Source organism: Erwinia sp. BNK-24-b, assembly GCF_047456155.1.
Classification (GTDB): Bacteria; Pseudomonadota; Gammaproteobacteria; order Enterobacterales; family Enterobacteriaceae; genus Erwinia; species Erwinia phyllosphaerae.
This window is the reverse complement of record NZ_CP179901.1, coordinates 2215623-2241177: the sequence shown is the minus strand read 5'-3', so window position 1 is coordinate 2241177 and position 25555 is coordinate 2215623. Positions and strand designations below refer to the sequence as shown.

26 protein-coding genes and 1 pseudogene are annotated in these 25555 nt (G+C 55.7%); 16 read left to right on the top strand and 11 right to left on the bottom strand.

Going from position 1 to position 25555, the window contains the following annotated elements:
- Positions 1 to 3: 3 nt before the first annotated feature.
- Positions 4 to 765, bottom strand: a complete 762-nt coding sequence (ygbI, locus tag ACMGGR_RS10020; RefSeq protein WP_414148806.1) for a DNA-binding transcriptional repressor YgbI — start codon at positions 763 to 765, stop codon at positions 4 to 6.
- Positions 766 to 1010: 245 nt separating this feature from the next.
- Here ygbI and ltnD point away from each other — a divergent pair, with 245 nt between their 5' ends.
- The 5 genes from ltnD (at position 1011) to ACMGGR_RS09995 (ending at position 6012) form a co-directional block, all read left to right on the top strand.
- Positions 1011 to 1916, top strand: coding sequence for an L-threonate dehydrogenase (gene ltnD, locus ACMGGR_RS10015; protein WP_246759437.1), 906 nt, complete (start codon positions 1011 to 1013; stop codon positions 1914 to 1916).
- Complete coding sequence (otnK, locus tag ACMGGR_RS10010; protein ID WP_414148805.1) at positions 1913 to 3169, top strand: 3-oxo-tetronate kinase; 1257 nt, start codon at positions 1913 to 1915, stop codon at positions 3167 to 3169. The genes ltnD and otnK overlap by 4 nt, the downstream gene beginning before the upstream one ends.
- Positions 3169 to 3795, top strand: coding sequence for an aldolase (locus ACMGGR_RS10005; protein WP_414148945.1), 627 nt, complete (start codon positions 3169 to 3171; stop codon positions 3793 to 3795). The genes otnK and ACMGGR_RS10005 overlap by 1 nt, the downstream gene beginning before the upstream one ends.
- Positions 3795 to 4580 carry an HPr family phosphocarrier protein gene (locus ACMGGR_RS10000; protein WP_414148804.1) on the top strand — a complete coding sequence of 262 codons (786 nt, stop codon included), beginning with the start codon at positions 3795 to 3797 and terminating at the stop codon, positions 4578 to 4580. Before ACMGGR_RS10005 ends, ACMGGR_RS10000 begins: the two co-directional genes overlap by 1 nt.
- Before the next feature lie 76 nt (positions 4581 to 4656).
- Entirely contained in the window at positions 4657 to 6012 is a 1356-nt protein-coding gene (locus ACMGGR_RS09995) for a GntP family transporter (protein ID WP_246759440.1), read from the top strand.
- A gap of 52 nt (positions 6013 to 6064) precedes the next feature.
- Here ACMGGR_RS09995 and ACMGGR_RS09990 read toward each other — a convergent pair whose 3' ends face one another.
- The 7 genes from ACMGGR_RS09990 to ACMGGR_RS09960 all read right to left on the bottom strand — a co-directional run bounded on the left by ACMGGR_RS09990 (position 6065) and on the right by ACMGGR_RS09960 (position 12744).
- On the bottom strand, positions 6065 to 6733 hold the full coding sequence (locus ACMGGR_RS09990; RefSeq protein ID WP_414148803.1) for a methionine ABC transporter permease: 669 nt from the start codon (positions 6731 to 6733) through the stop codon (positions 6065 to 6067).
- Positions 6721 to 7506 (bottom strand): methionine ABC transporter ATP-binding protein, encoded by a 786-nt coding sequence (locus ACMGGR_RS09985; protein ID WP_414148802.1) that lies wholly within the window; start codon positions 7504 to 7506, stop codon positions 6721 to 6723. The genes ACMGGR_RS09990 and ACMGGR_RS09985 overlap by 13 nt, the downstream gene beginning before the upstream one ends.
- On the bottom strand, positions 7499 to 8299 hold the full coding sequence (locus ACMGGR_RS09980; protein WP_414148801.1) for a MetQ/NlpA family ABC transporter substrate-binding protein: 801 nt from the start codon (positions 8297 to 8299) through the stop codon (positions 7499 to 7501). The genes ACMGGR_RS09985 and ACMGGR_RS09980 overlap by 8 nt, the downstream gene beginning before the upstream one ends.
- 25 nt (positions 8300 to 8324) lie before the next feature.
- On the bottom strand, positions 8325 to 9332 hold the full coding sequence (locus tag ACMGGR_RS09975; protein ID WP_414148800.1) for an isopenicillin N synthase family dioxygenase: 1008 nt from the start codon (positions 9330 to 9332) through the stop codon (positions 8325 to 8327).
- A gap of 313 nt (positions 9333 to 9645) precedes the next feature.
- Entirely contained in the window at positions 9646 to 10932 is a 1287-nt protein-coding gene (locus ACMGGR_RS09970) for a methyl-accepting chemotaxis protein (RefSeq protein ID WP_246759446.1), read from the bottom strand.
- Positions 10933 to 11324: 392 nt separating this feature from the next.
- Positions 11325 to 12092: an amino acid ABC transporter ATP-binding protein gene (locus ACMGGR_RS09965; protein ID WP_246759447.1), complete on the bottom strand. Its 768-nt coding sequence runs from the start codon at positions 12090 to 12092 to the stop codon at positions 11325 to 11327.
- A gap of 1 nt (position 12093) precedes the next feature.
- Positions 12094 to 12744, bottom strand: a complete 651-nt coding sequence (locus ACMGGR_RS09960) for an amino acid ABC transporter permease (protein ID WP_246759448.1) — start codon at positions 12742 to 12744, stop codon at positions 12094 to 12096.
- Positions 12745 to 13029: 285 nt separating this feature from the next.
- On the opposite strand from ACMGGR_RS09960, the gene ACMGGR_RS09955 reads away from it, so the two are divergent.
- The 4 genes and pseudogenes from ACMGGR_RS09955 (at position 13030) to ACMGGR_RS09940 (ending at position 15791) form a co-directional block, all read left to right on the top strand.
- Positions 13030 to 13794: an ABC transporter substrate-binding protein gene (locus ACMGGR_RS09955; protein ID WP_246759449.1), complete on the top strand. Its 765-nt coding sequence runs from the start codon at positions 13030 to 13032 to the stop codon at positions 13792 to 13794.
- Positions 13779 to 14000 (top strand): annotated as a pseudogene (locus tag ACMGGR_RS09950) (helix-turn-helix domain-containing protein); the annotation flags it as partial. The gene ACMGGR_RS09955 and the pseudogene ACMGGR_RS09950, both read left to right, overlap by 16 nt.
- 314 nt (positions 14001 to 14314) lie before the next feature.
- A complete protein-coding gene (locus ACMGGR_RS09945) occupies positions 14315 to 14434 on the top strand; it encodes a cupin domain-containing protein (RefSeq protein ID WP_414148944.1) in 120 nt (39 codons plus the stop codon).
- A gap of 28 nt (positions 14435 to 14462) precedes the next feature.
- A complete protein-coding gene (locus ACMGGR_RS09940) occupies positions 14463 to 15791 on the top strand; it encodes an NAD(P)/FAD-dependent oxidoreductase (protein ID WP_246759451.1) in 1329 nt (442 codons plus the stop codon).
- 53 nt (positions 15792 to 15844) lie between these two features.
- On the opposite strand, the gene ACMGGR_RS09935 is transcribed toward ACMGGR_RS09940, so the two are convergent.
- Together ACMGGR_RS09935 and ACMGGR_RS09930 are read right to left on the bottom strand one after the other, a co-directional pair.
- Positions 15845 to 16630, bottom strand: coding sequence for an SDR family oxidoreductase (locus ACMGGR_RS09935; RefSeq protein WP_414148799.1), 786 nt, complete (start codon positions 16628 to 16630; stop codon positions 15845 to 15847).
- A gap of 52 nt (positions 16631 to 16682) precedes the next feature.
- The gene (locus ACMGGR_RS09930) at positions 16683 to 17579 is read right to left on the bottom strand and encodes a GntR family transcriptional regulator (RefSeq protein ID WP_414148798.1); all 897 of its coding nucleotides are present in this window, start codon (positions 17577 to 17579) and stop codon (positions 16683 to 16685) included.
- A 248-nt stretch (positions 17580 to 17827) separates the two neighbouring features.
- Between ACMGGR_RS09930 and ACMGGR_RS09925 the strand changes: the two genes are divergently transcribed.
- From ACMGGR_RS09925 to ACMGGR_RS09895, 7 genes are read left to right on the top strand one after another with little or no spacing between them, the layout of a single operon-like run.
- A complete protein-coding gene (locus ACMGGR_RS09925) occupies positions 17828 to 18580 on the top strand; it encodes an ABC transporter substrate-binding protein (RefSeq protein ID WP_414148943.1) in 753 nt (250 codons plus the stop codon).
- A gap of 20 nt (positions 18581 to 18600) precedes the next feature.
- Complete coding sequence (locus ACMGGR_RS09920; protein WP_414148797.1) at positions 18601 to 19335, top strand: amino acid ABC transporter permease; 735 nt, start codon at positions 18601 to 18603, stop codon at positions 19333 to 19335.
- On the top strand, positions 19332 to 20078 hold the full coding sequence (locus tag ACMGGR_RS09915) for an amino acid ABC transporter ATP-binding protein (protein ID WP_281434551.1): 747 nt from the start codon (positions 19332 to 19334) through the stop codon (positions 20076 to 20078). The genes ACMGGR_RS09920 and ACMGGR_RS09915 overlap by 4 nt, the downstream gene beginning before the upstream one ends.
- Positions 20079 to 20091: 13 nt before the next feature.
- Positions 20092 to 21267 (top strand): M20 family metallopeptidase, encoded by a 1176-nt coding sequence (locus tag ACMGGR_RS09910; protein WP_414148796.1) that lies wholly within the window; start codon positions 20092 to 20094, stop codon positions 21265 to 21267.
- Positions 21264 to 22367, top strand: a complete 1104-nt coding sequence (locus tag ACMGGR_RS09905) for a mandelate racemase/muconate lactonizing enzyme family protein (RefSeq protein WP_246759457.1) — start codon at positions 21264 to 21266, stop codon at positions 22365 to 22367. Before ACMGGR_RS09910 ends, ACMGGR_RS09905 begins: the two co-directional genes overlap by 4 nt.
- Entirely contained in the window at positions 22351 to 23520 is a 1170-nt protein-coding gene (locus ACMGGR_RS09900; RefSeq protein WP_414148795.1) for a M24 family metallopeptidase, read from the top strand. The genes ACMGGR_RS09905 and ACMGGR_RS09900 overlap by 17 nt, the downstream gene beginning before the upstream one ends.
- A gap of 9 nt (positions 23521 to 23529) precedes the next feature.
- Positions 23530 to 24468 (top strand): dihydrodipicolinate synthase family protein, encoded by a 939-nt coding sequence (locus tag ACMGGR_RS09895; RefSeq protein ID WP_414148794.1) that lies wholly within the window; start codon positions 23530 to 23532, stop codon positions 24466 to 24468.
- On the opposite strand, the gene ACMGGR_RS09890 is transcribed toward ACMGGR_RS09895, so the two are convergent.
- Positions 24437 to 25492, bottom strand: a complete 1056-nt coding sequence (locus ACMGGR_RS09890) for a glutamine amidotransferase-related protein (protein WP_414148793.1) — start codon at positions 25490 to 25492, stop codon at positions 24437 to 24439. The two genes, ACMGGR_RS09895 and ACMGGR_RS09890, sit on opposite strands and share 32 nt — an antisense overlap.
- Positions 25493 to 25555 lie beyond the last annotated feature (63 nt).

The following is a 25555-nucleotide window of genomic DNA, read 5'->3' as shown; positions in this document are numbered from 1 at the left end:
CCTTCAGGGCGCAAGGACCAGCGTCCAGCTTCCATCGCCCAGCGCTTCCTGGGCCGCTTTACCAAGCTGGGTATCGGTGATAATGCTGTCAAAGCAGTTCAGCGGCAGCGCCAGAAAGGTAGCAATTTTATTGAATTTGGAGCTGTCACTAAGCAGCACGCGTTTGCTGCTTACCTCACAGACTGTTTGTTTCACCGTCACTTTATCTTCGTCCGGCGTAAAAAGCCCGCGCGGCCCCCAGCAGGAGGCGGAGATAAAGGCGATGTCGATCGCCAGATTGCGCAGGCTGCGTGCGGCATTTTCACCTACGCAGGAGCGATTCTCACGGCAGACCGTACCGCCGGTATGAATAATTCGGCAGCCGCTGGATTCCATCAGCAGATTAGCCACCATAAAGTCATTGGTCACCACCAGCAGATCTTCTCTGTCAACCAGCTCACGCGCCAGCGCCAGCGTCGTTGTTCCTGCATCAATATAGATACAGCTGTTGCGCGGGATCTGCTGTGCGGCATAACGGCCAATCGCATTCTTTTCCGCATTGTACAGGGCAGTTTTGGTCAGATGCGAAGGTTCCGATGCCAGCCTTTCAGCAGAGCGTACGCCCCCTGAGACGGAAAGAAGCGCGCCTTGTTCTTCCAGTTTCTGTACATCACGGCGAATGGTCATATGGGAAACGCCGAGCCGTTCCGTCAGTTCACTAAAGCTCACTACGCCGCGCTCGGCAACCAGCGCCAGGATCTGTTGATGTCGTTCGACCGGGATCACAATCACTCCTGTGAAATTTATCAATTTTTCACATTGTAATGGAAATGCAGCAGCAGGCGAATAAAAAAAAGCGTGCGTAGCGTGGCGAAACGCGTGCCGTTTCAGGACTGGTGCGGATGTGAAAATTTGTTCGCTATCACACGCAGAATCATTTTTGTGATGCGTGGCACATTTATTCAGCAGCCAGGCTGGCAAGATTAACAACATCGAACAAATAATCACTTAATTTAACACCGGAGGCCAGCGTGCCACTTTCAAACGTTTGTGTGATTGGTTTAGGTTCTATGGGTATGGGCGCGGCGACGTCGTGCATTCGTGCAGGTCTGAATACCTGGGGAGTAGATCTCAATCCCGCCGCGCTGGAAACGCTGCGTCAGGCTGGCGCACGTGATGCGCAGACGTCTGCCGACAGCTTTGTCGGTAACCTTGAAGCCGTGCTGCTGCTGGTGGTAAATGCCGCTCAGGTGAACGCAATCCTGTTCGGCGATAACGGCCTGGCCGCGAAACTGAAGCCGGGCACGGTGGTGATGGTGTCTTCAACTATCTCCGCCCGGGATGCGCAGCAGATTGAGCAGAAATTAGCGCAGCACCAGCTGCTGATGCTGGACGCGCCAGTTTCCGGCGGTGCGGCAAAAGCGGCTACCGGTGATATGACGGTCATGGCCTCCGGCAGCGACGCCGCATTTGAACGTTTACAGCCGGTGCTGGATGCGGTTGCCGCCAAAGTCTATCGCGTAGGTAGCGAAATCGGGTTAGGTTCTACCGTAAAAATTATTCATCAGCTGCTGGCCGGCGTGCATATCGCAGTGGGCGCAGAAGCGATGGCGCTGGCGGCCCGTGCCGGTATCCCGCTGGAGACGATGTATGACGTTGTCACCAACGCGGCAGGCAATTCATGGATGTTTGAAAACCGCATGCGGCACGTTGTGGATGGTGACTACAGTCCAAAATCTGCCGTCGATATTTTTGTTAAAGACCTCAACCTGGTCAGCGAAACGGCAAAATCACTGCATTTCCCGCTGCCGCTGGCTTCAACCGCGCTGAATATGTTTACCGAAGCCAGCAACGCAGGCTATGGCCGGGAAGACGATAGCGCAGTGATCAAAATTTTTAGCGGTATCACGCTGCCGGAAGGCAAGGAGCAAGCATGACGCGTTTAGGTGTTATCGCCGACGACTTCACCGGCGCGACCGATATCGCCAGTTTTCTGGTGCAAAACGGGCTGGCGACTATTCAGTTCAACGGCGTGCCTCAGCAGCAGGAGACGCCGGGCGCGCAGGCAATCGTGGTCAGCCTGAAATCCCGCTCCTGTCCGGTGGATCAGGCCATCGACCTGTCGCTGGCCGCGCTGCGCTGGCTACAGGAGCAGGGCTGCGATCGTTTTTACTTTAAATATTGCTCAACCTTTGACAGTACGGAACAGGGCAATATCGGCCCGGTAACCGACGCGCTGCTGGCTGAGCTTGGCGAAACGCAAACGGTTATTTGTCCGGCGCTGCCGGTAAACGGCCGAACCGTTTATCTGGGCCATCTGTTTGTCGGCGAGCAGCTGCTGTCAGATTCCGGTATGCGTCACCATCCTGTTACGCCGATGACGGACAGCAACCTGCTGCGTCTGATGGAGCGACAATCGCAGGGGAAAGCGGGCCTGATTGCCGCTGCGGTACAGGATCAAGGCGCGGAGGCTATCCGTACAAAACTGAATGAGCTTGCCAGTCAGGGTGTGAATTACGTGGTGCTGGATGCGCTTAACGAGCAGCATTTACTCGTCCAGGGCGAAGCGCTGCGCGATATGCGTCTGGTGACCGGCGGTTCCGGGCTGGCGACAGGACTGGCGCGGCAGTGGGCAACATCCGCTACGCAAGAAGATGCCGAAACAAAAGGGCGGCCGCGTGGCGATCGCGCAATCATTATCTCCGGTTCCTGTTCGCAAATGACTAACCGGCAGGTTAACGCTTATCGCCAGCTGGCACCATCTTGTGAAGTGGAGGTGACGCGCTGTCTGGAGAATGTGCAGGCGTATGCAGGGCAGCTATGCGACTGGGTGGCTGATAACAGTGACCAGCCGCTGGCCCCGCTGCTTTATGCCACTGCCGACGCGCAACAGTTACAGGCTATTCAGCAGAAATATGGCGCACAGCGTAGTAGCGCAGCGGTGGAAGAGTTGTTCGCGCTGGTTACTCGTGAACTTAAAGCGCGTGGCTGGCAGCGCTTTATCGTAGCGGGCGGCGAAACGTCCGGCGTGGTGGCGCAAAGCCTTGAGGTAACCGCTTTTCATATTGGGCCGACCATTTCGCCCGGCGTTCCGTGGGTGCGCGATATCCACCAGCCGTTATCGCTGGCGCTGAAGTCAGGCAACTTCGGTGACGAACAGTTCTTTCGCCGTGCACAGGAGTTTTCATGATGACTGAACAGCAAGCACGGCAGGAGATGGTAAAGCTGGGCGCTTCATTTTTTACACGCGGCTATGCAACCGGCTCGGCGGGTAACCTTTCCCTGCTGCTAGAAGACGGCAATCTGTTGGCCACGCCTACCGGCTCTTGTCTGGGCGAACTGGATGGTGACCGTCTGTCGAAAGTGACGCCGGAAGGCGAATGGCTTTCCGGTGATAAACCTTCTAAAGAGATCGCTTTTCATCGCGCGCTCTATCTAAACGATCCTGAGTGTAAAGCGGTAGTCCATCTGCACAGCCACTACCTTACCGCGCTTTCCTGTCTGCAAGGGCTGGATAAGCAGAACTGCATTCGTCCCTTCACGCCTTACGTGGTGATGCGCGTCGGTGATGTACCTGTGGTGCCTTATTACAAACCTGGCGATATGCGCCTGGCGGAAGATCTGGCTAAGCTGGCCGGTCGCTATCGCGGCTTTTTGCTGGCTAACCACGGCTCGGTCGTCGTCGGGAAATCACTGCGGGAAGCGGCCGATAACACGGAAGAGCTGGAAGAAACGGCTCGTCTGATTTTTACGCTTGGCGATCGCTCCATTCGTTACCTCAGCGATGCCGAAGTTACAGAATTAAGGAGTCGATAATGCCGAAGTTTGCCGCAAATTTGTCTACCCAGTTTAACGAAGTGCCTTTTCTGGAGCGCTTTGCCGCTGCGGCTAGCGCCGGTTTTACAGCGGTAGAGTTTCTGTTTCCTTATGACTATCCCGCGGCGCAGCTGAAACAACTGCTGGATGATAATCAGCTTAAGCTGGTGCTGTTTAATACGGCGGCGCGTAACGTTCAGGCCGGTGAGTGGGGCGTTAGCGCCATTCCGGGCCGTGAAGCGGATGCACGGGCAGATATTGACAGCGCGCTGGAATACGCGCTGGCGCTGAACGTGCCGCAGGTCCATATCATGGCCGGTGTGGTACAGGAAGGGATGGATCGTCAGGCCTACGTGGATACTTTTATCAGCAATATTCACTATGCAGCAGATCGTTTTGCACCACACGGCATCAATATCTTGCTGGAGGCGCTTGGCCCGAAGATCAAACCAAACTACCTCTATGCCAGTCAGCATCAGACGCTGGAGATGATGCAGCAAATCGATCGGCCAAACGTCTTTACGCAGCTCGATCTTTTTCACGCGCAGCTGGTTGACGGCAACCTTAGTCAGCTAATCCGCGACAATGTCGGTCGCTATCGTCATGTGCAGATTGCCTCTGCGCCAGACCGACACGAACCTGATGAAGGCGAAATCAACTATCCATGGTTGTTTAACCTGCTGGACGAAGTGGGCTACGACGGCTGGATCGGCTGCGAATATATTCCGCGCAACGGTACGCTGGAAGGCCTTGGCTGGTTTAAACCCTGGGCTAAACATGCCTGATCCTGTTTCCGGTGCTGTGGCACCGGCTTTACCTGCACCCTCCCGATAAAAAGATAAAAACTATCCGAGGCTTACTATGTCCACCGCTTTGCTGTTAGCTATCGCGACCGCCAGCATTGTTATTTTGCTGCTGCTGGTTATTAAAGCCAAAGTCCATCCGTTTGTTGCGCTATTGATTGTCAGTCTGCTGGTCGCGGTGGCTACCGGTATTCCGTCCGAAAAAATCATGGAAGTGATTATGAGCGGGATGGGCAGCCTGCTTGGCCATATCGCCATTATTATCGTGCTGGGCGCTATGCTGGGCGCGGTTATCGAAGCTTCCGGCGGCGCGGAGTCGCTGGCCCAGCGCTTCAGCAAAACGCTGGGCCTGAAGCGTACCGTTGCGGCGCTGACGATGGCGGCGTTTATTCTCGGGATCCCGGTATTTTTTGAAGTCGGCTTTATTATCGTGATCCCGCTGATTTATGGCTTTACCAAAGTTGCCCGCGTTTCGCCGATAAAGTTTGGCCTGCCGATGGCGGGCGTGATGCTAACTGTGCATGTGGCACTGCCTACTCATCCGGGGCCAGCGGCGGCGGCGGGCATTCTGCATAGCGATATGGGCTGGCTGATGCTGCTGGGCCTGGTGATTTCCGTACCGGTCAGCGTGGTGGGCTACTATGTGGCGAAAGTAATGAATAAGCGTCGCTACCAGCTTTCGGTAGAGGTGCTGGAAAGCTTACAGATGGCGAAGCCGGAAGGCACAGAGAAGAAGAACGAACCTGCACCGCCGGGCGCGCTCACCATTTCCGGCCTGATCATCGTACCTATCGCGTTAATCGTTCTGGGGACGCTGGCGCATTCGCTGCTGGCGGAAGAGAGCGTGCTGCGCAAAATCATGATGGTTATCGGCACGCCGCCAATTGCGTTACTGATTGCGCTTGGACTGGCCGCGTGGCTGCTGGGCGTACGTCGCGGCTGGAGCAAGGATAAGCTGGAAGATCTGACTGGCCGGGCGATCCCCGGCTCGGCAAGCGTGATTCTGGTAGCCGGAGCGGGCGGCGCGTTCGGTAAAGTGCTGGTGGAATCCGGCGTGGGTAAAGCTTTGGCAACCGCGCTGGAAACGCTCCATCTGCCGCTGGTTCCGGCCGCGTTTATTCTGTCGCTGGCGCTGCGTGCATCACAGGGCTCTGCTACCGTAGCGATTCTGACGACCAGCGGTTTACTTACTTCTGCTGTTGGCGGAGCAGGTGACATCCAGCGCGTGTTAGTTACGCTGGCCGCCTGTTTTGGCTCGTTAGGGCTGTCGCACGTTAACGATGCAGGCTTTTGGGTAGTAACGCGCTATCTTGGCTTGTCGGTAGCCGACGGACTGAAAACCTGGACCGTGCTGACCACCATTATGGGCCTGACCGGCTTTGCGCTAATCTGGCTGATTTGGGCGCTGGTGTAAGAGAGTGATTCAGGCCAGCCGGAGCAGATACGGGCTGGCTGGCCTGAGGCGTTTAGCGACGGTGGGCCAGGCGGCGAACCAGCATATCGCCCGACTTTTGTACCAGAAACACCAGCAGCAGCAAAACAACAACCGTGGCTACCATAATTTGATTATCAAAACGCTGATAGCCATAGCGGATCGCCAAATCACCCAGCCCGCCGCCGCCAATAACGCCCGCCATGGCAGAAAAACCGATCAACATCACGATGGTCAACGTGACGCCAGCAAGCAGTGCTGGTAACGCTTCTGGCAACAGCACCCGGCTAATAATGTGCCAGCTGGTGCCGCCCATCGATACGACAGCCTCCACGCGGCCGTTATCAACCTCTGCCAGTGCGCTTTCAACGATCCTGGCAAAGAAGGGAAAAGCACCAAGCGTCACCGGCACGATAGCGGCAGTGCTACCCAGCGTAGTGCCAACGAGCAAACGTGTGAAAGGGATGGCGATAATCAGTAACACCACGAAGGGTAACGCTCGTCCAATATTGACCAGCGCGTTTAATACACCAGAGACGGCACGGTTAGGAAAAAGCCCCTGCTGGCGGCAGACAAACAGCGCAACGCCAACAGGCAAACCAATTAATGTGGTAAACAGCGCGGCTATTGACACCATATAAAGCGTCTCAAGCGTAGCGTTAACCATTAATTCCTGAAAGCTCGCCCATGCTACGCCACGCATTTTGTCTGTCCCACGCTATATTTTTGCATAAAAATGCGCTCGGTCTCACCGTCCTCAATCAGCAGCTGTCGCAAGGATGAACGAGGGTTGGCCATAATGTTTGCCAGACTGCCGCTTTCAATCAGTTCCCCTTTATCCAATAGCGCTGCGCCGTGGCAGACTCTTTTTACTACGGCCATGTCGTGCGTAATCACCACTACGGTGATAGCCAAATCCTGCTGCAGTTCGACCAGTAAATCCAGGATAGCGAGTGTTGTTTCTGGATCAAGCGCACTGGTCGCTTCATCGCATAGCAAATAACGTGGTTCAGCGGCTAGCGCACGTGCAATGCCCACACGTTGTTTTTGGCCGCCGGAAAGCTGTGAAGGCCAGGCGTTTGCTTTGTCGGCCAGTCCCACGCGTTCCAGCAATTGCACTACCCGCAGCCGACGCCGGGCGGCCGGGATACCGGCAATATCCAGCGCCAGCTGGATATTCTCCGCAACCGTGCGCGAATGAAGCAGATTGAAATGCTGAAATATCATACCCATTTGCTGGCGCTGACGGCGTAACTGGCCGGGTGCGAGCGCAGTGATATCCTGCCCATCAATCCAGATATGTCCTGAAGAAGGACGTTCCAGCAGATTCAGTGAACGCAGCAGCGTACTTTTCCCGGCACCGCTACGGCCAAGGATACCGAAGATTTCACCCTGAGGGATGGTCAGAGAAACGTTGTTCAGGGCGGGAGACGAAGCGCCCGGGTAACTTTTAGTGAGCTTTTCAATTTTAATCATGTCGCTTATCCGTAGCAGGTATCACCGAACCGTGGTATTGCTGGCGAATGAAGCTGGCAACCTGAGGCGAGGTCAGATCTTTGGCGAGGCGTAAAATACGAGGATCTTTTGCCAGCTCAGGCGTCGTGACCAGCAGGTTTGCATAAGGATTATGCAGTGCGACCTCCAGACCCAGCGCATCTTTCGCCGGTTCCAGTCCCGCTTCCAGCGCGTAGTTGCCGTTGATCACTGCTGCATCTACATCATCAAGCGAGCGGGGAATTTGCGGTGATTCCACCTCGATAATTTTGATTTTTTTCGGGTTGCTGCTGATATCGGCTGGCGTGACCAGCGTAGACTCGGCGGAGCGAGTGCCGTTCAGCTTAATCAGTCCCTGGTCTTGCAGTAACCAAAGCGCCCGACTCAGATTTGTAACATTATTGGGCACGGCAATCGTTGCTGCCTGCGGCAAGTCATTCAGCGTTTTGAACTTGTGAGAATAAATGCCCAGCGGTTCAATGTGTACAGCTGCCGCCACGACAAATTCTTTATGCAACGCTTTTTCCTGGTCATGCAAATAGGGCAGGTGCTGAAAATAATTCGCCTCGACATCGCCAGCCGCCAGCAGTTCATTCGCATTTACGCCGCTGGTAAGCTCGACGATGTTCAAATCAAGCCCCGGATCTATTTTCTTCACATAATTGAGTATTTCGGCATGGGGTACCGGATCGGCAGCAACGCGTAGCGGGGCGGCCAGCAGCGAATGTGAGACCAACAGAGACAGCCCGGCCAAAAATAGTGCAGATTTACGCATTTAATGCTCCCTTTTTCGGATGGAATTAAAGATCGGCATAAAAACGCCGGGCAACGTCTGGATGAGAACGTAGTCGTCCTTTCAGATAATTAAATCCAACGTCACGCAGCAAAGGATTGAGCGGATCGCTCGCCGGGCCGTGTGCCAGCTGGGCGAGTTCTGGCGGCAATGGATAAACGGGTACCGTAGCGCTGAGCTCGGCCCCCAGGAAAAAGGCAATGGAAAGTCGCTCAGTACCGGGCGGCGGCGAGAGCACACGGTGCACGGTCGCGCGCAGATAACCATTGGTAGCCAGCTCCAGTAGTTCGCCAATATTTACGACCAGCGAACCGGGCAGAGGCAGCGCATCTACCCAGCGATTAGGCTGGACTTCCACCTGTAGACCACGCTGCTTATCCTGCAACAAGAAACTGAGAAAACCGGAGTCTTTATGCGAACCTACTCCCTGACGTGTACCTTCCGTTGGCTGACCGGGATAGCGGATCAGCTTCACATGCTCGTTAGGCAGCTCGCCGTATAGCGGATCGAAAGCCGTGGCTGGCAGCTGCAAGGATTCAGCAAATGCTCTTAATAGCGTCAGCGCTACCTGATTCATCTGCTGCTGCCAGCGAGTTATCACCACCTTGAGTTCCGGCAGCGCGTCAGGCCACTGGTTAGGCCCTTGTAAACGTTGCCAGGGGAGAGCAGGGTCAACGGGGAGCGGTGGCCGATCTGCGCCGATATCGAACTGCTCACGATAATCCGGTGCGTTACGGGTAATTTCTGAACCGGCAACGTTATAACCACGAAAATGCGGCGAATTCTCCATTCTGACCTGCCACTTTTCCTGCTCTGGCAAGGCGAAAAACTGATGCGCAACACGTTGCACATCATCCAGCAAGCCCTGTTCAATACCGTGGTTAATCAAATAAAAGAAGCCGGTTTCGCGCGCCGCTTCATTAAGCTTATTCAGGGTAGCGTGGCGCAGCGGGCTGCTTTCCCGTAATCCGGCGCAATCTATGACGGGTAAAGAGAGCGTTGGTGAAGCGGACATAGGTGATACCTTTTTTTATCAGATATCAAAACCCTGCCAGCGATGATGATGGATGGCTACTAACTAAAATCACTGTGAAATTGCAGAAAGCGCATTAGCTGAGGGGGATAAGAGAAAGGACGCACTCACTCTGGATAAAAAATAGAGCGACTTCTTATCGAGCACGGGTGCTTATAGTTACAACATACAACATCAAATCATATAAACAAAGGTTACATCTGCATTGGCAAATAAATATCAGGCTTAGCAGGATTAAAGATGTTTATGTCGCCCGGAAGGCAAGGGGAGCCTTAGCGCTCCCCCGTTCCGGTTGTTAGACATCCAGCCGATGGATCACGCTGACAAACTGATGCACACCGCTGTTGATTTCCCGCAGGCTGCGCGAAAGCTCGCTAATTTTGTCCTGTTCGGAAACCACAAACTGTTTTACCGCATCCAGCTGCTCGTGCATTTGCTGAATCAACTGCGTATTGACCTCTACCACAGAGGTAATTTTTTGCGTAGCGGTGGCGGTGGAGGCAGCCAGACGGCGAACTTCCGCCGCCACTACGCTAAATCCGCGTCCGGCCTCGCCAGCACGGGCTGATTCTATCGCTGCGTTCAGCGCCAGGATATTGGTTTGTGAAGCAATGACGTTAATAGTTTCAACGACTTCTCGGATACTTTTTGCCGACGCGTTCAGCTGCTCGCCAATCGCCGCCGCGGTGGTTACCTGACCGGAAACCAGCCCGGAATTGCGTACGGTTTCATCCAGGACTTCATTGGCATTATGGGTAATTTGCGACGTTTCTTCCGAAGTGGTGACCGCAATATCCGCCACGCGTTTGGCTGCCTCAACGCGTGCAGTAATATCAGAAGCAATTTTGATGACTTTGCAGACTCTGCCATCGGCATCATAAACCGGGTTATAGCTGGCTTCGAGCCAGATACGTTCGCCGCTGGCGGTTTTGCGTTCAAAGCGGCCCACAAAGTGCTGTCCCTTGCTGATTTTCTGCCAGAAGTCGGGATTTTCACGATAGAAGGTGTCATAGCAGAAAATGCGATGGTGCTGCCCGACAATATCAGATAACGCATAGCCCATATGGGTCAGAAAATTATTGTTTGCAGTAATAATTTTACCGTCGGTGGTGAATTCGATAACCGCCATCGAACGATCCAGGGCGGTAATCACGGCTTCTTTACTCTCCAGCTCCTGGTGGCGCTCGGTGATATCAGTAGCGATCTTGATAACCTTATAAACCTTGCCTTTATCGTCGCAGACCGGGAAGTAGGTGGCACTAAGATAGAAACGCTGATGGTTTTTGCTAAAGCGCTCAAAAATGCCCGTCACCGATTCGCCGGTAGCCAGCGTCTGCCAAAAACTGCTGTAGGCAGCCGTGCGGCAATATTCCGGATCGCAGAAGATCCGATGGTGCTTACCCTGAATCTCACTGAGCGAATAGCCCGTCACATCCAGAAACTGCTGATTGGCGCTGAGAATCTCTCCATCAGGCAAAAATTCAATCCATGCCACATGTTGTTTAATGGCATTGATATCCTTAACGATGCCGTTGCCTTTGGATAAAGGCAGAGAAAGATTCGATTTTTTCACACCAAACATAGAAACCTCAGGAAGTTATCACTCTCTCATTGATTCAACGACGGGCAGCTTTTCGCTCTGAGCCACGACAGCTGAATTTGTACAGTAACCCTGACGGGCCGCATAATTTCTCCGGCTGTGGACGCTTTATCATCCGCGTACGGATGACAGCCTCTCTTTACGCATTCGGGTGCGCGGGCCGGGAACTGTCTTTAACTTACCTGATGTATAAAAAATAAAGGGACAGGCCAATAAGCCCGTCCATATTCCAGATATCGGCAAAAAAACCAAAAGTTTGAGAGAAATATGTAAATGTGTGACCGCGTGTAAACGCGTCCGTAAGGCAGGTTATTCAGATGATTGATTACACAGGCTAAAGCCTGACGGAGCAAAAGGCCGCCAGTGGCACGGTGCTAAAATGCAGCACGGCATTGTGCGCAGCATCGTGTATCCGTATCGCCCAGCACGCGCCGCAGGAAATCCTGAGTCCGCGCTTCCCGAGGCTGCAACAGGATCTGCTCAGCGGGGCCTTGCTCTACTATCTGCCCACTGTGTAAAAAGCAGACGCGATCGGCAACCTGGCGAGCAAACTGCATCTCATGCGTCACCACAATCATCGTCATGCCTTCATCCGCCAGGTTACGCATTACCTGAAGCACTTCACCAACCAGTTCCGGGTCGAGGGCAGAAGTAGGTTCATCAAACAGGATTGCCTTCGGCTGTAACGCCAGCGTGCGCGCAATCGCCACGCGCTGCTGCTGCCCACCAGAGAGCTGCCCCGGCCATGCGTTAACCTTATCCGCCAGACCGACCAGTGCCAGCAGGGATTTGGCGCGCTTTTCAGCCTGGCTGCGCGGCTCGCCGTTAACGTGGATAGCACCTTCCATCACGTTTTCCAGCACGCTACGATGCGGAAAAAGGTTAAAGCGCTGAAAGACCATGCCGATCTGCCGACGCAAATCGTTAATGTTTTTATGGCGATTGTTCACGCGCTGGCCCAGCACTTCAATCTCTCCGCCTTCGTAGGTTTCCAGGCCATTAATGCAGCGTAAAATCGTCGATTTACCAGAGCCTGACGGTCCGATCAGGCAAACCACTTCGCCAGGCTCAACGCTGAAGCTGACGCCTTTTAGCACTTCAACTCGCCCAAATTTTTTATGTACGTCGCGGATCTCAATCATCTCAGGCTCCTTTAATCTGGCGTTTTTCCAGCTTTTTGGTCAGGGCCATTAGTGGCATACACAACAGCAGATAAAGCATGGCCACCAGGGTATACACAGTGGTGTTATCAAAGGTAGAGGCGGCGATAAGCTGCCCCTGACGGGTCATTTCCGTTACGGCGATGGTTGAGGCAAGCGCGGAATCCTTCAGCATCATCAATAGCGTGTTGCTGTAAGGCGGCAACGCAACATGAAAAGCCTGCGGCAGAATGATGCGGCGCATAGCCTTAGTGAAACTCATCCCCATGGAGCGCGCTGCCTCAAGCTGGCCGCGATCGACGGATTCAATCCCGGATCGAAAAATTTCTGCGATATAGGTCGAAAAACAGAAGGCGATACCCGTCACGCTGGCCTGAAAAGAACTCAGCGTGATGCCAATATCAGGAAATACAAAGTAAATATAAAAAAGCACCACGATCATCGGCAGGCCACGCGTAATGTTAATAATTACCGCAACGGGCCAGGAAATAATTTTCCATGGGCACATTTTTGCCGCCGCAAATAACAGACCCAGCGGGGTGCTGATGACCAGTGATAATAGCGTGATAACAATTGTCATTTCGGCCCCTTTAAGCAAAAAGGGCAGATAGGTATGAATGCTGCTCCAGTCCATCTTAAGCTCCTCATCAGGCCGCGCAACGCAGATCGGGGCGGGGAATTTCATTATAATGAATATCTTTAATGGCGAAGCCTTGTCAATAATTACCATGACGACAAAGATAGCGAATAGTTATTACCGGCATAAGCATTTATTATTGCTGCGCGCTCAATGAAAAGGAGAGTTAATCAATTATAAATAAATTGAGGTGATTTAAAATTAAATATTGACAGCTGCCGCGTTAATTTCATTATAGTGAAAACACCGTTCGCCCTTTTCTGACTGATACAGGAGTGAATTATGTCCTTTGCCCGTAGCAAACTCTTTTTAAATCTCTCTCTGACGATGATGTTGACGACAGCTTTTGCCGCGCAAACGCAGGCGGCGATGCTGACGGCCGGTTCGCCACCTTCCAGCGCACCGACCACTTTTCTGAACACACAAAACGGAAAAATTGAAGGCTTTATGCCTGACGTGGCGGCAGAAGTCGCGAAACGTCAGCATCTGGGCGTCAATTTTACCGCCGTACCGTTCGCCACTCTCATCCAGTCGGTGATTGCCGGAAAGATCGACATGATTGTGGCGGGCATGACGCCTACCCCTGAACGTGCCAAACGCATTGGCTTTTCGCAGGAAGTAACCGCTTTCGGCGCGGGCCTGGTCGTGCGTGACGACAACAAGAAACCTTATCACTCCTGGCAAGATCTCAAGGGGGAGGTCGTTGGCTCTATGGCAGGCACGGACTATACGCAAAGCCTGATGCAGAGCGGCATCGCCAAAGAGGTTAAGGTTTACGACAGTCCGGCGGATATGACGCGCGATCTGTCGCTGGGGCGTATCGCAGCGGGCATGAATGATTATCCTATCCTCATGGCCCAGCAAAAGGCGGGCGGGATGAAAGGAATGCATGTTGTTGAAGGCTACCGTCCGGAACATGTTTCACCGATGGCGTTCGGCGTCAAAAAGGGCAACGATAAACTTCTGGCGGAGATTAACAGCGCCTTAACGTCCATGAAACAGGACGGGACGCTGCAGACCATTAAAACCAAGTGGGGAATGCCGTGAGCCGCACGGCAGGCGCGATAGCAAAGGAACAGCCTGTGAAAAAAGGAGCAGTAAACAAGGCGGAGCAAGACATCGCCGAAACGGATATCGGATCGCGCCTGAAAACGCTGCGTAAAGCGCGCAAGCTGACCATTACCGAGCTGGCGCTGCTGGCAAACGTTTCTGCTGGCGCTATCAGCCAGATAGAGCGGAACCTGACCAATCCCACCGTGCGGATGCTGGAGCAGCTCCGGCTCGTGCTAAAAGTACCGCTGTCGGCCTTTCTGGAAGAGGATCGCTTCTTATTGCGCGGCGCTGAGCACTATGTACGTCGGCGTGAGGAAAGGCCGCACTTTAATGTGGGCAAGCGTGGCATTGCCAAAGAGATGCTGTCGCCTTCGGGCGATCATGATATGCAGTTTATGTATATCCGCATTCCGCCCGGCGTTCGCTCCGACGAGATGCTGATTGGTCAGGGAGAGAAGGCCGGCCTCGTGATTGAAGGCGAGCTGACGCTGGAAGTCGGGGGGAAACGCTCTCCCTGGCAACCGGCGACAGCTTTCAGTTTAAAAGCCATCTGCCGCACACTATTTTTAACCATACGGATAACGACGTCAGGGTGCTGTGGATCATGCATATTTCGCCCGGGCAGCATCTTTGAATACTCTGTCATTTAAAAGGTTTTCTCTATGCGCATAAAAATTAACAGCGTTATCGACAGCCCCACGTTACCCGAACAGGTTGATGTCATTATCATCGGCGGCGGCATTATCGGTACGTCGGTGGCTTATGAGCTGGCGAAGCAGGGGGTGACCGTCGCGCTGCTTGAAAAAGGCGTTATCGGCGGCGAGCAGTCCGGGCGCAACTGGGGCTGGGTAAGACAGCAAAACCGCGATCTCTATGAGCTGCCGCTGGCCATGCGCAGTCTGCAACGCTGGGAAGAGCTGGGTAGTGAGATCGGCATGGATCTTGGCTTTCGCCGCAGCGGCATTTTGTACGGCTCGCAAAACGAAGCAGACGTGGCGCGCTGGGAAAAGTGGGGGAAGCAGGCAAAACAGGTGGGTTTTACCAGTCATCTGCTTTCGGCTAAAGAAGCGCAGGAGCGGCTGGGAAACGGCACGCGCTGGACGGGTGGCGTCTGGTCGCCAACGGATGGACGCGCGGAGCCAGGCCTGGCCGCCCCGGCCATTGCTACCGGCGCACAAAAACTTGGTGCTTCCATCCATCAGCAGTGCGCCGTACGGGGCCTGGATATCAGTGCCGGCAGAATAACCGGCGTCTGGAGCGAACGCGGACGCGTGCGGGCAAACCGGGTAATCTGCTGTGGCGGCGCGTGGAGCTCACGTTTCTGTAAGCAGTACGGTATTGACCTGCCCAGCGCTAACATCCTTGGTACCGCCTTTAAAACCACGGCCGCACCGGAAGTGATCAAAGGCTGCCTGAGCATACCGGAACTCTGCATACGCCGCAGGCTGGATGGGAGCTATACCGTCGCCGTTCCCGGACTGGGCAGGCTCGACCTGGCGCCGCAAAACATCCGCTACGCCGCGAAGTTTTACCCGATGTACCGCAGCAAAATCGCCAAAAAGCTAAAGATTCGTCTCAACGGCTCTTTTTTTAACGGGCCGGAAGCGGCAGGCCGCTGGTCCGTTGATGCGGTATCGCCATTTGAAAAAATCCGCGTGCTCGATCCCAATCCGGAGCAGCAGATTGTGGATAATGCGCTGCGCACGCTGGTCACTGCTTTTCCGGCATTGAAAGGGATTGCGGTCGATCATGCGTGGGGCGGCTGGATTGATACCACACCGGATCTGGTGCCGATCATTGATGAAATGGCGACGTTGCCCGGCTTATTTATTGCCTCGGGCTTTAGCGGGCACGGGTTTGGCATTGGCCCCGGCGCGGGTATGCTCTGTGCGCAGCTGGTTAACAACCACCAGCCGTTTACCGATGTTACGCCTTATCGCCTGGCGCGTTTTGCCAAAGGCAATGCCATACGTGAACCACAGATGATGTAAAGCGCCCGTGCATAAAACAGGCGGGAAAGATAAAACCTTTCCCGCCTTGTCACTTAAACAGAACCGATCAAACCACCATCCACGCGGATCACGCTGCCGGTGATATAGCTGGCAGGTTGACCAGCCAGAAAGGCTGCGGTAGCGCCATACTCTCGCGCTTCGCCGTAGCGTCCGGCAGGAATAGCCTGGCGGCTTTTGTTCGCGACCTCTTCGGCGCTACTGTTTTCGCGCGTAGCCTTGATAGCATCCAGCTGGCTAACGCGATCGGTGGCGATGCGTCCGGGCACCAGCACATTGACGGTGATCCCGTCTGCCGCAACCTCTGCCGCCAGCGTTTTTGACCAGCCGAGCAGGCTCATCCGCAGCGCGTTAGACAACGCCAGGTTAGCTATCGGCGCGATAACCCCGGAGGAGGTTGACGTAATAATCCGTCCCCAGCCTCGCTGGCGCATAGCGGGCAATACCTTGTCGGCCAGTTGAATAAGCGACGCCACCATCACGGAAAACTGCTGCTGCCAGACGGCACTCTCCGTCCCCTGGGCCTGAGCAGGCGGCGGCCCGCCTGAGTTGTTCACCAGAATATCCACATCGCCCCAGTGCAGGCGAATAGCGTTGAGCACCGCATCAAAAGTTTGCGGCGCGGCCAGATCCAGCTGAAAAGCCTGCGCTTCGCCGCCCTGGGTTTCGATCAACGCAACCGTTGCCAGCAGTTTTTCCATGTTCCGCCCGGTAACCGCCACCCGGCATCCTTCCTGCGCCAGCGCAACGGCCATCGCCTGACCTAATCCGCTGCCAGCACCGCATACCAGCGCCACCCGACCTTCTATTTGCAAATCCATTCTTTTCTCCTGATTGTATTTTCAGGATCTGAATGTGCAAAAACGGTGCCGACTATGCACCGGGTTTACGGATGTGCACCTGATCGAAGGCGGATTGCAGGTGCGCGGTCATTAAATTTGCGGCCCGCTGCACATCGTTTTCGCGCAGTGCATCAATGATGGCGACATGCTCTTCGCACCATTCCTTAACACGACGCTTATTGTGATAGCTGCCGAACTCCAGCAGGCGGCGCAGGCGATTCTGCTGCACAATCGCCTGTAGTACAAAAAGGTTGCCGCTGGCCTCGGCCAGGACTTCATGGAATGCCGCGTCGGTTTCGAAAATTTCCTTCGCCGGAACCTGAGTAATATCCGTATGGGTAATTAACCGCAAATGCTGCGCGCGTAGACGCTTTAACAGCTGGCGATCGACGCGCAGCTGCGGGCTAAGCAGCGCCGCAGGCTCAATCATCAGCCGAAAACCGTAGCTGTTGCGCAGCGCCACCGTGGAATTAAGCGTCTGCTGAAAACGCCAGCCGTGCCCGGCATTACGCGCGATTAAGCCATCTTCCGACAGCTTTACCAGCGTACGCGTCAGCACGCCGCGATCCACATCATAGCGCTGGCTGATTTCTGTCTGGGTGAACGATTCCGCCAGGACGCCAGCAATGCGATCGCGCACCAGCAGTTCATACAGCGTCTGATCGTTGCTCTGGGGCGGCTCTATCTCAAGGTGCCGCAGCTCTTCAACGCTTTTCAGCATAAAGAAGCCCTGATTGGGCCGTGCCTCTACCGCGCCAAGCCGGGTAAGTTCCAGCAGTCCGGCACGCACTGGCGTACGCGAAACGCCAAGGGCGTCGGCCAGATGTTGTTCACGTAAATGGTGACCTGGATCGAATCTTGCTTCAAAGATAAGGTCAAGCAGTCGACGCGCGATGCGGCGGCGGCTGGCAGAAGAGTCAGTCTGCATAGGGAAGGATTCTCTGAAAGTATTATTGTGAGCTAAATATACAATAACACGTACTGCAGATTGCCGCGATACCAGGCAAAAGTTGCACAGTGACCGGGCAGGATGCACCAGAAGGGAGCAATTTTCCATTTTCATTATTGTATTTTTTGATTCAAAAAAATCAATTTAACTCAAACCAGGAGAGCCAGATGATGAGTAATTCCCTGCGCATGTTTCGCTTATTGGGCGTGGTTTCCACCCTTGCCGCTATGCCATTTGCCAGCGAGGCGGCTCCGGCAGGCGTTGAGGCCGGCAAGCTAACCTATGGCACCGCCGCCACCTTTATGCCGTTTGAGTTTGTTAAGGACGGCAAGCTGACCGGGTTTGATATCGACCTGATTACCGCGCTCAGTAAAGCTATCGACCTGCAACCGGCTCCGATGCCGATGGAGTTCAAAGGGCTGATTCCGGCGCTGCAAAGTAAACGTCTCGACATCATTAACTCGGCAATGTACGTCAATCCAACCCGCGCTTCCCAGGTGGACTTTGTGCCGTATCTGAAAATCGGCAGCCGCGTGGTTGTGCGCAAGGGTAACCCGGAAGGCATTACCGGACGCGATCTGTCTCTGTGCGGCAAAAACGTAGCGGTAACGCTGGGCGGCATTGAAGAGAGCCAGGCGCGTGCTGACAACCAGAAGTGCCTCGCGGCCAAAAAGACCGCTATCAACGTGCTGACCTTTCCAGCGGCGACCGATTCTGCCGTCGCCGTTGCACAGGGCCGTGCTGATGCTGAATTTCTTTCCACGCCGGGCGCCGTAGCGCTGTTTAGTGAAAAACCCGGCCTGTTCGAAGCGGCAGGCGCAGAGTTTGAAGCAGACACCCATATCGCCTTCGCGGTACGTAAAGGCGATAGCGAAACCAAAGCACAGCTGGAGAAAGGGCTGCAAAGCCTGGTGAAAGACGGCACCTACCGGCAACTGATTGAGAAATGGAATTTCCCGGCCTCCGTTGCCCTTTTTTAACCTGCTGACCGGAGAAAGCTATGTCGATCGATTTAATGTGGCAGTACGTCATCTCACCCGAGTTCCTGCAAGGCGCATGGATGACGCTGCTTATCACACTGTGCTCGCTGTTGTGCGGCGTGGTGCTGGGACTGGTGCTGGCGCTATTACAGGAAGCGCCATTCCGTGCCGGTAAAGGACTGGCGTTCGTTTACCTGTGGCTCTTTCGCGGTACGCCCGTGCTGTTCCAGATCATCTTTGTTTACAACGTGTTGCCCGGTTTCGGTCTGCGCTTTTCCGCATTTACCTGTGCCGTGATGGCGCTTTCACTCAATGAAGGTGCCTATATGGCCGAGATTTTGCGCTCCGGTTTGCAGGCGGTAAAAAGCGGGCAGCGCACCGCGGGAATGGCGTTAGGCATGACCAATTCGCAGATCATGCGCAAAATCGTGCTGCCGCAGGCGGCGCGCATTGTCCTGCCGCCGATGGGTAACCAGATGATCAGCATGCTGAAGTCCAGCGCGCTGGTCTCGGTGATTGCCGTACAGGAGCTTTTGCTGGTCGCGAATCAGACCGCCAGCGCCAGCTTTCGCTACTTCGAAGCGCTCTGTGCCGCGGGCATTTATTACCTGCTGCTGACCAGTCTGTTTATGGTCTTCCAGTCATGGCTGGAGCGCTCGCTGGATCCAAAAATGCGCCGCAGCAAATTTCAAAAAGTCCGCTCGCGCCAGGGCAAGCTGGCGAAACCGGGGAAAGCCGCAGGAGACCTGTCATGAACGATAAGAAAAATCGCCTGCTGGAGATGATCGGCATCGACAAAAGCTTTGGGCGGCAGCAGGTACTGAAAAACTGCTCGCTCAGCGTGCAGCGCGGTGAAACCGTGGTGCTGATTGGCCCCTCCGGCTCTGGCAAGTCGACGCTGTTGCGCTGCGTCAATCTTCTGTCGCCCGCCGACAGCGGAGATGTGTTTTTTACGCAGCAAAATATCAGCCGTGGCGAAGTCCCGCCGCCTCTGCTGCGTCAGCGTATTGGCATGGTATTTCAAAACTACGAGCTGTTTTCTCATCTGACCGCGGCGGAAAACATCATGCTGGCACCGATGACGGTGCTGGGCGTGAACCGCATCGACGCGCGTAAACAGGCGGAAATGTTGCTGGCAAAGGTACGTATGCCGGATCGCGCTGACCATTTCCCCGATGAGCTTTCCGGCGGGCAACAGCAGCGCGTGGCGATTGCTCGTGCGCTGGCGATGAAGCCGGAGCTGATGCTGTATGACGAACCGACCTCGGCGCTCGATCCGGAAATGATCCGCGAAGTCCTCGACGTCATGGCCGAGCTGAGTGCTGAAGGCATGACCAGCATGGTCGTGACGCACGAAATGGGCTTCGCACGCCGCGCGGCCAATCAAATTTTGTTTATGGAAGAGGGCGAGATCCTTGAACGCGCCAGCGCCGACGATTTTTTTACCGGCCAGGTCAGCGAGCGCGCCAGGCGTTTTCTCGACCAAATCCTTCACTGATTGCGGAGTAGCTATGACGACTTACCCGATTGACAGCGTACGCATGAAGCGCGATCTCGCGATGCTGGTTGCTATTAACACTGAAAACCCACCGGGACAGGAGCGCCAGGCTGCCGAATGCGTGGCGGGCTGGCTGCGCGACGCGGGTTTCGATCTTTCGTTCAGCGAATATGCGCCGGGACGTACCAACGTGATTGCGGTGCTGAAAAATGGTCAAGGCCCCGTTTTTGCCTTTAATACCCATCTGGATACCGTACCGGCTGGCGGCGGCTGGAGCAGCGATCCTTTTACGCTGACCGAGCGTGAAGGGCGGCTATACGGACGCGGCGCGTGCGATGCTAAAGGGCCGCTGGTCGCGATGGTCGAAGCATTACGCCAGCTGGCGGCGCTGCGTCACGCCTGGTCCGGTACGCTAATGGGCGTCTTCACCGCTGATGAAGAGGTCGCCAGCGAGGGCGCAAAATTCTACGTCAAAGATGCCCCGCCTACGATTGATTTTGCGGTGATTGGTGAACCCACTTCCAACGCAACTTTCTCGGCGCATAAAGGCAGTCTGCGACCGCGCGTCAGAGTGAAAGGCGTGACCGCGCACTCCGGCACGCCAGAGCTGGGCGTTAATGCCATCTATCAGTCGGCGAAACTGCTGGGCCTGATTGAACAATCGCATCAGCAACAGGTGCGCTGCCGCTGTCACGCTTTGGTCGGTAACGCCAGCCTGACGGTAACGCGTATCCACGGCGGCCACGCCGACAACGTGGTGCCGGACAGCTGCGAACTGCTGCTCGATCGCCGCATGGTGCCTGGGGAAGATGAAGCCGTCGTGAAAGCAGAGCTGCAACAGCTGCTTGACCATGCGCAGGCTGCATCCGGCGTCGAGGCTGAAATCATCGCCTGGCAGCCGACTACCGGCGGCGCAACCGAAACCGACAGCGGCGAAGCGATTGTGCAGCACAGCCTGGCAGCCTGTCATCGTCACGGGCAGAGTGAACCCGGCCCGTTTGGCTTTCAGGGTGGTTGCGACCTGGTGCATTTCCGTACGCTGGGCGCAAAAGGCGTGGTCATTGGCCCCGGTAGCCTGGCCGTAGCGCATAAGCCGGATGAGTTCGTGCCGGTAGAAGAGTTTATCGCCGCCGCCGCCATCTATCTTGATATCGCGCTGGCGATGCTGCCGCAGGAGAAATCAGCGTGAAAGCAACTTTGTGGCGCGGCAGTCTGCACTACGACGGGGTGACTTTGCATACCGCCGCTTCGGGTGCGGTTAACGCGCTGGATACGCTGTGGCTACAGCTGGACGATGGCCGCTTTGAAGGTATCGGCGAAGTCCGGCTGAATATTCAGTATCTGCATGGCTACAGCGTCGAGCAGGTGCTGGATAATGTTACTGAGACGCTGGCGCGCCAGGACTGGTCGCTGCCGCCGCAGGTCATGCTCTCAGGCGTGCATACCGTTGATTCCACGCTGCTGGCCCCAACGCGCATGCTGATCGATATGGCGCTGCACGATCTGTTGGCAAAGCGCGCGGGTTCCACGCTGGCGCACTGGCTGGGCGCACCAGCTTCCACACCTGCATTTCGTACTAACCAGACGCTGTTCTGGGCCAGCGAAGCGGAAATGTTGGCACAGGCGGAAGGCTACGTCAGGCGCGGCTTTACCCACCTGAAACTGCGTACCGGCGTAGCGGATATCGCTACCGATCTGGCACGTTTGCAGAAGCTTCGTGACGCGTTTGACGACACCGTTTCGCTGGCTATTGACGTCAACGGCCAGTGGTCGCTTCAGCAGGCTCACTCTGTTTTCCCGCTGTTGCGCGAGCTTGGCCTGAGCTATGTCGAGCAGCCGCTGGCGGTGGCGGACGATGGTTTGCTGGCACAGCTCAGCGAATACGGCGTACCCATTATGCTGGATGAAAGCCTCAACAGCCCGGCGGCCATTGAACGGCTGATTACCGCTAACGGCGCGCTGTGGGGCCATCTCAAACTGGTCAAGCTTGGCGGCATTGCGCCAACCTTTGCGGCGGCACAGCGTCTCCAGGCGGCGGGCATTCCTTTTATGATCGGCCAGATGAATGAAGGGCATGCCGCGACGGCAGCGGCTCTGCAACTGTGCCGTGTGCTGCGGCCCGCGTTTGCCGAACTGTATGGCGCAGACGGCCTGATCGACGATCCGGTCAGCGGCTTAACCTATCAACACGGCGAAATTTTCGTTACTGATTCTCACGGCCTGGGCGTGCATTTCGATGCCGCGCGCGCCATTTTCCTCCAGGAGTTTAGTCATGCAACAGCTGAATAACGTTATTCAGGGCAGCGAGTCCGCCTTTCATCAGGAAGAGTACGCCGGACGCATCCATCGCACGCGTGAACGTCTCAACGCGGCGGGCGTGGATGTGATGATCGTCACCGGCCCGGAAAATATTTTCTGGCTGACCGGCCAGCAAACGCCGGGCTATTACACCTTTCAGGCGCTGCTGTTGCCGGTCGAAGGGGAGCCGGTGTTTGTTATTCGCCAGCTCGAATATTTTAACTTTATCGCCAACACCTATATTGCCGACGCCGCTATCTATCAGGACGGTGACAATCCGGTCGACTTTCTTGTCGGCATGCTGCAACAGCGCGGCTGGCTGAATAAGCGTATCGGGCTGGATAAACGCGGCTGGTTCCTGCCGGTTGCAGTATACGAAGCGCTGCAAAGCCAGCTTGGCAACATTGCCGATACCGCCGGAGTTATTGAGCCACTGCGTGCCGTGAAGTCTGCCGCAGAAGTAGAGAAGATCGCCGCCGCCGCACGCTATGTCGATGCCGGTATGCGGGCCGGTATGGCCGCAATCCGCACCGGGGCCGATGAAAATGCGCTTGTTTCTGCCATGATGGGCACGGCAATTGCTGCCGGTTCGGAATATGTCGGCATGGAACCGCTGGTCTCCAGCGGCCCACGCAGCGGCGTGCCGCACGGCACCTGGCGTCGGCGAGTGATGCAGGATAACGACCCGGTATTCCTGGAAATGGCCGCCTCGCACGATCGCTACCATGCAGCGTTGATGCGTTCGGCGTGGATTGGCCGACCACCGGCGATTGCGCTGGAAATGGAGAAGGTATGCCAGGAAGCTTTACAGGCCGCGCTGGATGCGATTCGTCCGGGTGCAACCTGTGCGGAACCGCATATCGCCTGTCAGCGGGTCATCGATCGCGCGGGCTTCACCGATAACTTCAAAAAACGTACCGGCTACTCTATCGGCGTTTCCTTTGCGCCGGACTGGGGCGAAGGCGGCATTCTCAGCCTCTACAGCGGCGTGACTACCGAGCTACAGCCGGGCATGACCTTTCACATTCCGCCTGCGTTGCGCATCTATGGCGAATTTACCGTCGGCGTCAGCGAAACCGTTGTCGTGACCGAAACTGGCTATCGCCAGCTCGGTACCCTGGCTCGCCCTTTAACACTTTTATAAGGAAAACAGATGAAAGATATCAACGAATGTCGTGAACGCCTGCGCGGCATTTTCAACATCACCGTGACGCCGTTTACCGCCGCGGGCGAGATCGACTTCCCGGCGCTGTACGAAAATATTGAGCGCGCGATCGGGCTTGGCTACGACGGTTTGCTGATTGGCGGCACCTACGGTGAATTTCCCGTAATGTCGCTGGCCGAACGCCGCGAGCTGTTTAACGCGGTTATGGAGCGCGTGCAGGATCGCGTCGCCGTCATGCTGTGCAGCGCCAGTTCCGATCCGCGTGATGCACGTGAACTGACCCGGCTGGCAGGCGATCTCGGCGGCCTGCCGATGGTAACGGCACCGTTCGTCAGTGAAATCACCGACTCGCAGATCCTTGCCTTTTTCCGGGAAATGGCACCGCTGTCTAAAACCGGCATCCTGGTTTATAACGCGCCGGGCATTGGCATCACGCTATCACCGGCACTGCTGGAAAAGCTGGCGGAGATCCCGGGCGTGGTAGGCATTAAACAGGGCGATCTTAATCCAACCGCCATTGACCAGATCGCTAATCGGTTACGCGGCAAGCTGCGGCTGTTCTGCGCCTCCGATCTGGCTTTTCTCGGCCCGATGATGGCCGGTTTTGACGGCATCAGCACCACCAACAGCGGCGCTTTACCGGAACTGATCCTTGCTACCTATCGGGCGCTGGAGCAGGGAGACGCCGCCACCGCGCGCGATTTGCATCAGCTGTGGTTTGATTACCGCACGCTGGCACGTCAGCACGGTCAGCCGCAACTGGTAAAAGCGGCGATGGCGCTACGCGGCTTCAACGGCGGTACGGTACGTGCGCCGCTACGGCCCATCACCGAAGAGGCGCTTACGGAACTGACCAGCGTGATGCAACGGCTGGCCAGCAACAAGCGCAGCGGCGTTACCCTGGCAGCGCCTGTAAAAACGCCATAAATAGCGGGTGCGGGGCATCCGGACGCGACAGCAGTTCCGGATGTCCCTGAACACCTTGCCAGAAACGGCAGTCGGGCAGGGAAATACCTTCGATGATGTCCTCGGTTTGCGCAGTGATCTGCACGCCGCTGGCCAGCAGCAACGGCAGCAAAGCCGGATTAAAACGGTAGCGATGGTTATAGGGCATCCGGTTAAACGGTGCGGCGGCAGGAAAGGGCAGCAAACCGCAGCGATGGCAGCGATCGGCAAAGGGAATGAAGCTGTGAATCGGCGCCTCCGGAGCCACTTCCGCCAGCATTGCCTGCTCAAACCCGGCGTGACGTTGTAACGCAGCGGTGCACATGCTTTGCATACCCAGGCACAGGCCAAGAGTGGGGATGTTACGTTGCCAGCTGGCATGCGCAACAGCAATTTGCCCCGCAACCGCCGCCATTGAAGCGCCGCCCGGCAGCACCACGCCTTGTACTTCGTCGAGTTCGTGCAAATCCGTGGACAGCTCGCCAGGCGAAAAAAAACGGATATCGAGCGATAAATTCAGCCTGGCCGCGGCCGTGTTTAAGGCATCAAGAGTAGCCGGATAAGCGTCGCGCTGATCATGCTCACGCGCAATTAGCCCGATTCGCAGCACATGGCCATCGGGCAGCGGATGGCTGGTATTGTGCTCGAGCAGCGTAGCTTCACCTTCCTGCAAATATAAAGGAAGGTTGTTCGAATGGCTGTACAACCGGGGGCCGGGCAGATGCGCAACCCTTGCCGCATCGGCAAGCGCCAGCACGATGACCGCATCACGAGTCGGCAGCCGATCGACGTCGCTGACCTCGTGCTGCAAAGTATCGCTGCGATACAGGCCACTGGTTACGCAATAGCCAGCCTGCGCCACGTGCTGATAGCTATCGGGAAAATCGTCCGGAAAGCTCGGGCGCAGGCTCCATAACGGCAGTGCATGCCGGTTCGCCCACAGGCTGGCGAGCAGACCGAAGCGCGCCGGAACGCGAGCATCATCGAGAATGAAAGTAGGTAACACGGCAATTTTCCTGCTGTTGTTGGGACATTAATTGTATTGGTTGAATCAATAAATACAAAAGAG

Coding starts and splice junctions, on each gene's coding strand:
- ACMGGR_RS10005 (WP_414148945.1), top strand. CDS start 3,169: ATGACTGAACAGCAAGCACGGCAGGAGATGGTAAAGCTGGGCGCTTCA.
- ACMGGR_RS09985 (WP_414148802.1), bottom strand. CDS start 7,506: ATGATTAAAATTGAAAAGCTCACTAAAAGTTACCCGGGCGCTTCGTCT.
- ACMGGR_RS09960 (WP_246759448.1), bottom strand. CDS start 12,744: ATGGACTGGAGCAGCATTCATACCTATCTGCCCTTTTTGCTTAAAGGG.
- ACMGGR_RS09920 (WP_414148797.1), top strand. CDS start 18,601: ATGTCGATCGATTTAATGTGGCAGTACGTCATCTCACCCGAGTTCCTG.
- ACMGGR_RS09925 (WP_414148943.1), top strand. CDS start 17,828: ATGCCATTTGCCAGCGAGGCGGCTCCGGCAGGCGTTGAGGCCGGCAAG.
- ACMGGR_RS09910 (WP_414148796.1), top strand. CDS start 20,092: ATGACGACTTACCCGATTGACAGCGTACGCATGAAGCGCGATCTCGCG.
- ACMGGR_RS09915 (WP_281434551.1), top strand. CDS start 19,332: ATGAACGATAAGAAAAATCGCCTGCTGGAGATGATCGGCATCGACAAA.
- ACMGGR_RS09935 (WP_414148799.1), bottom strand. CDS start 16,630: ATGGATTTGCAAATAGAAGGTCGGGTGGCGCTGGTATGCGGTGCTGGC.
- ACMGGR_RS09900 (WP_414148795.1), top strand. CDS start 22,351: ATGCAACAGCTGAATAACGTTATTCAGGGCAGCGAGTCCGCCTTTCAT.
- otnK (WP_414148805.1), top strand. CDS start 1,913: ATGACGCGTTTAGGTGTTATCGCCGACGACTTCACCGGCGCGACCGAT.
- ACMGGR_RS09955 (WP_246759449.1), top strand. CDS start 13,030: ATGTCCTTTGCCCGTAGCAAACTCTTTTTAAATCTCTCTCTGACGATG.
- ACMGGR_RS09965 (WP_246759447.1), bottom strand. CDS start 12,092: ATGATTGAGATCCGCGACGTACATAAAAAATTTGGGCGAGTTGAAGTG.
- ACMGGR_RS09980 (WP_414148801.1), bottom strand. CDS start 8,299: ATGCGTAAATCTGCACTATTTTTGGCCGGGCTGTCTCTGTTGGTCTCA.
- ACMGGR_RS09895 (WP_414148794.1), top strand. CDS start 23,530: ATGAAAGATATCAACGAATGTCGTGAACGCCTGCGCGGCATTTTCAAC.
- ACMGGR_RS09970 (WP_246759446.1), bottom strand. CDS start 10,932: ATGTTTGGTGTGAAAAAATCGAATCTTTCTCTGCCTTTATCCAAAGGC.
- ACMGGR_RS09975 (WP_414148800.1), bottom strand. CDS start 9,332: ATGTCCGCTTCACCAACGCTCTCTTTACCCGTCATAGATTGCGCCGGA.
- ACMGGR_RS09995 (WP_246759440.1), top strand. CDS start 4,657: ATGTCCACCGCTTTGCTGTTAGCTATCGCGACCGCCAGCATTGTTATT.
- ACMGGR_RS10000 (WP_414148804.1), top strand. CDS start 3,795: ATGCCGAAGTTTGCCGCAAATTTGTCTACCCAGTTTAACGAAGTGCCT.
- ACMGGR_RS09940 (WP_246759451.1), top strand. CDS start 14,463: ATGCGCATAAAAATTAACAGCGTTATCGACAGCCCCACGTTACCCGAA.
- ACMGGR_RS09930 (WP_414148798.1), bottom strand. CDS start 17,579: ATGCAGACTGACTCTTCTGCCAGCCGCCGCCGCATCGCGCGTCGACTG.
- ACMGGR_RS09990 (WP_414148803.1), bottom strand. CDS start 6,733: ATGCGTGGCGTAGCATGGGCGAGCTTTCAGGAATTAATGGTTAACGCT.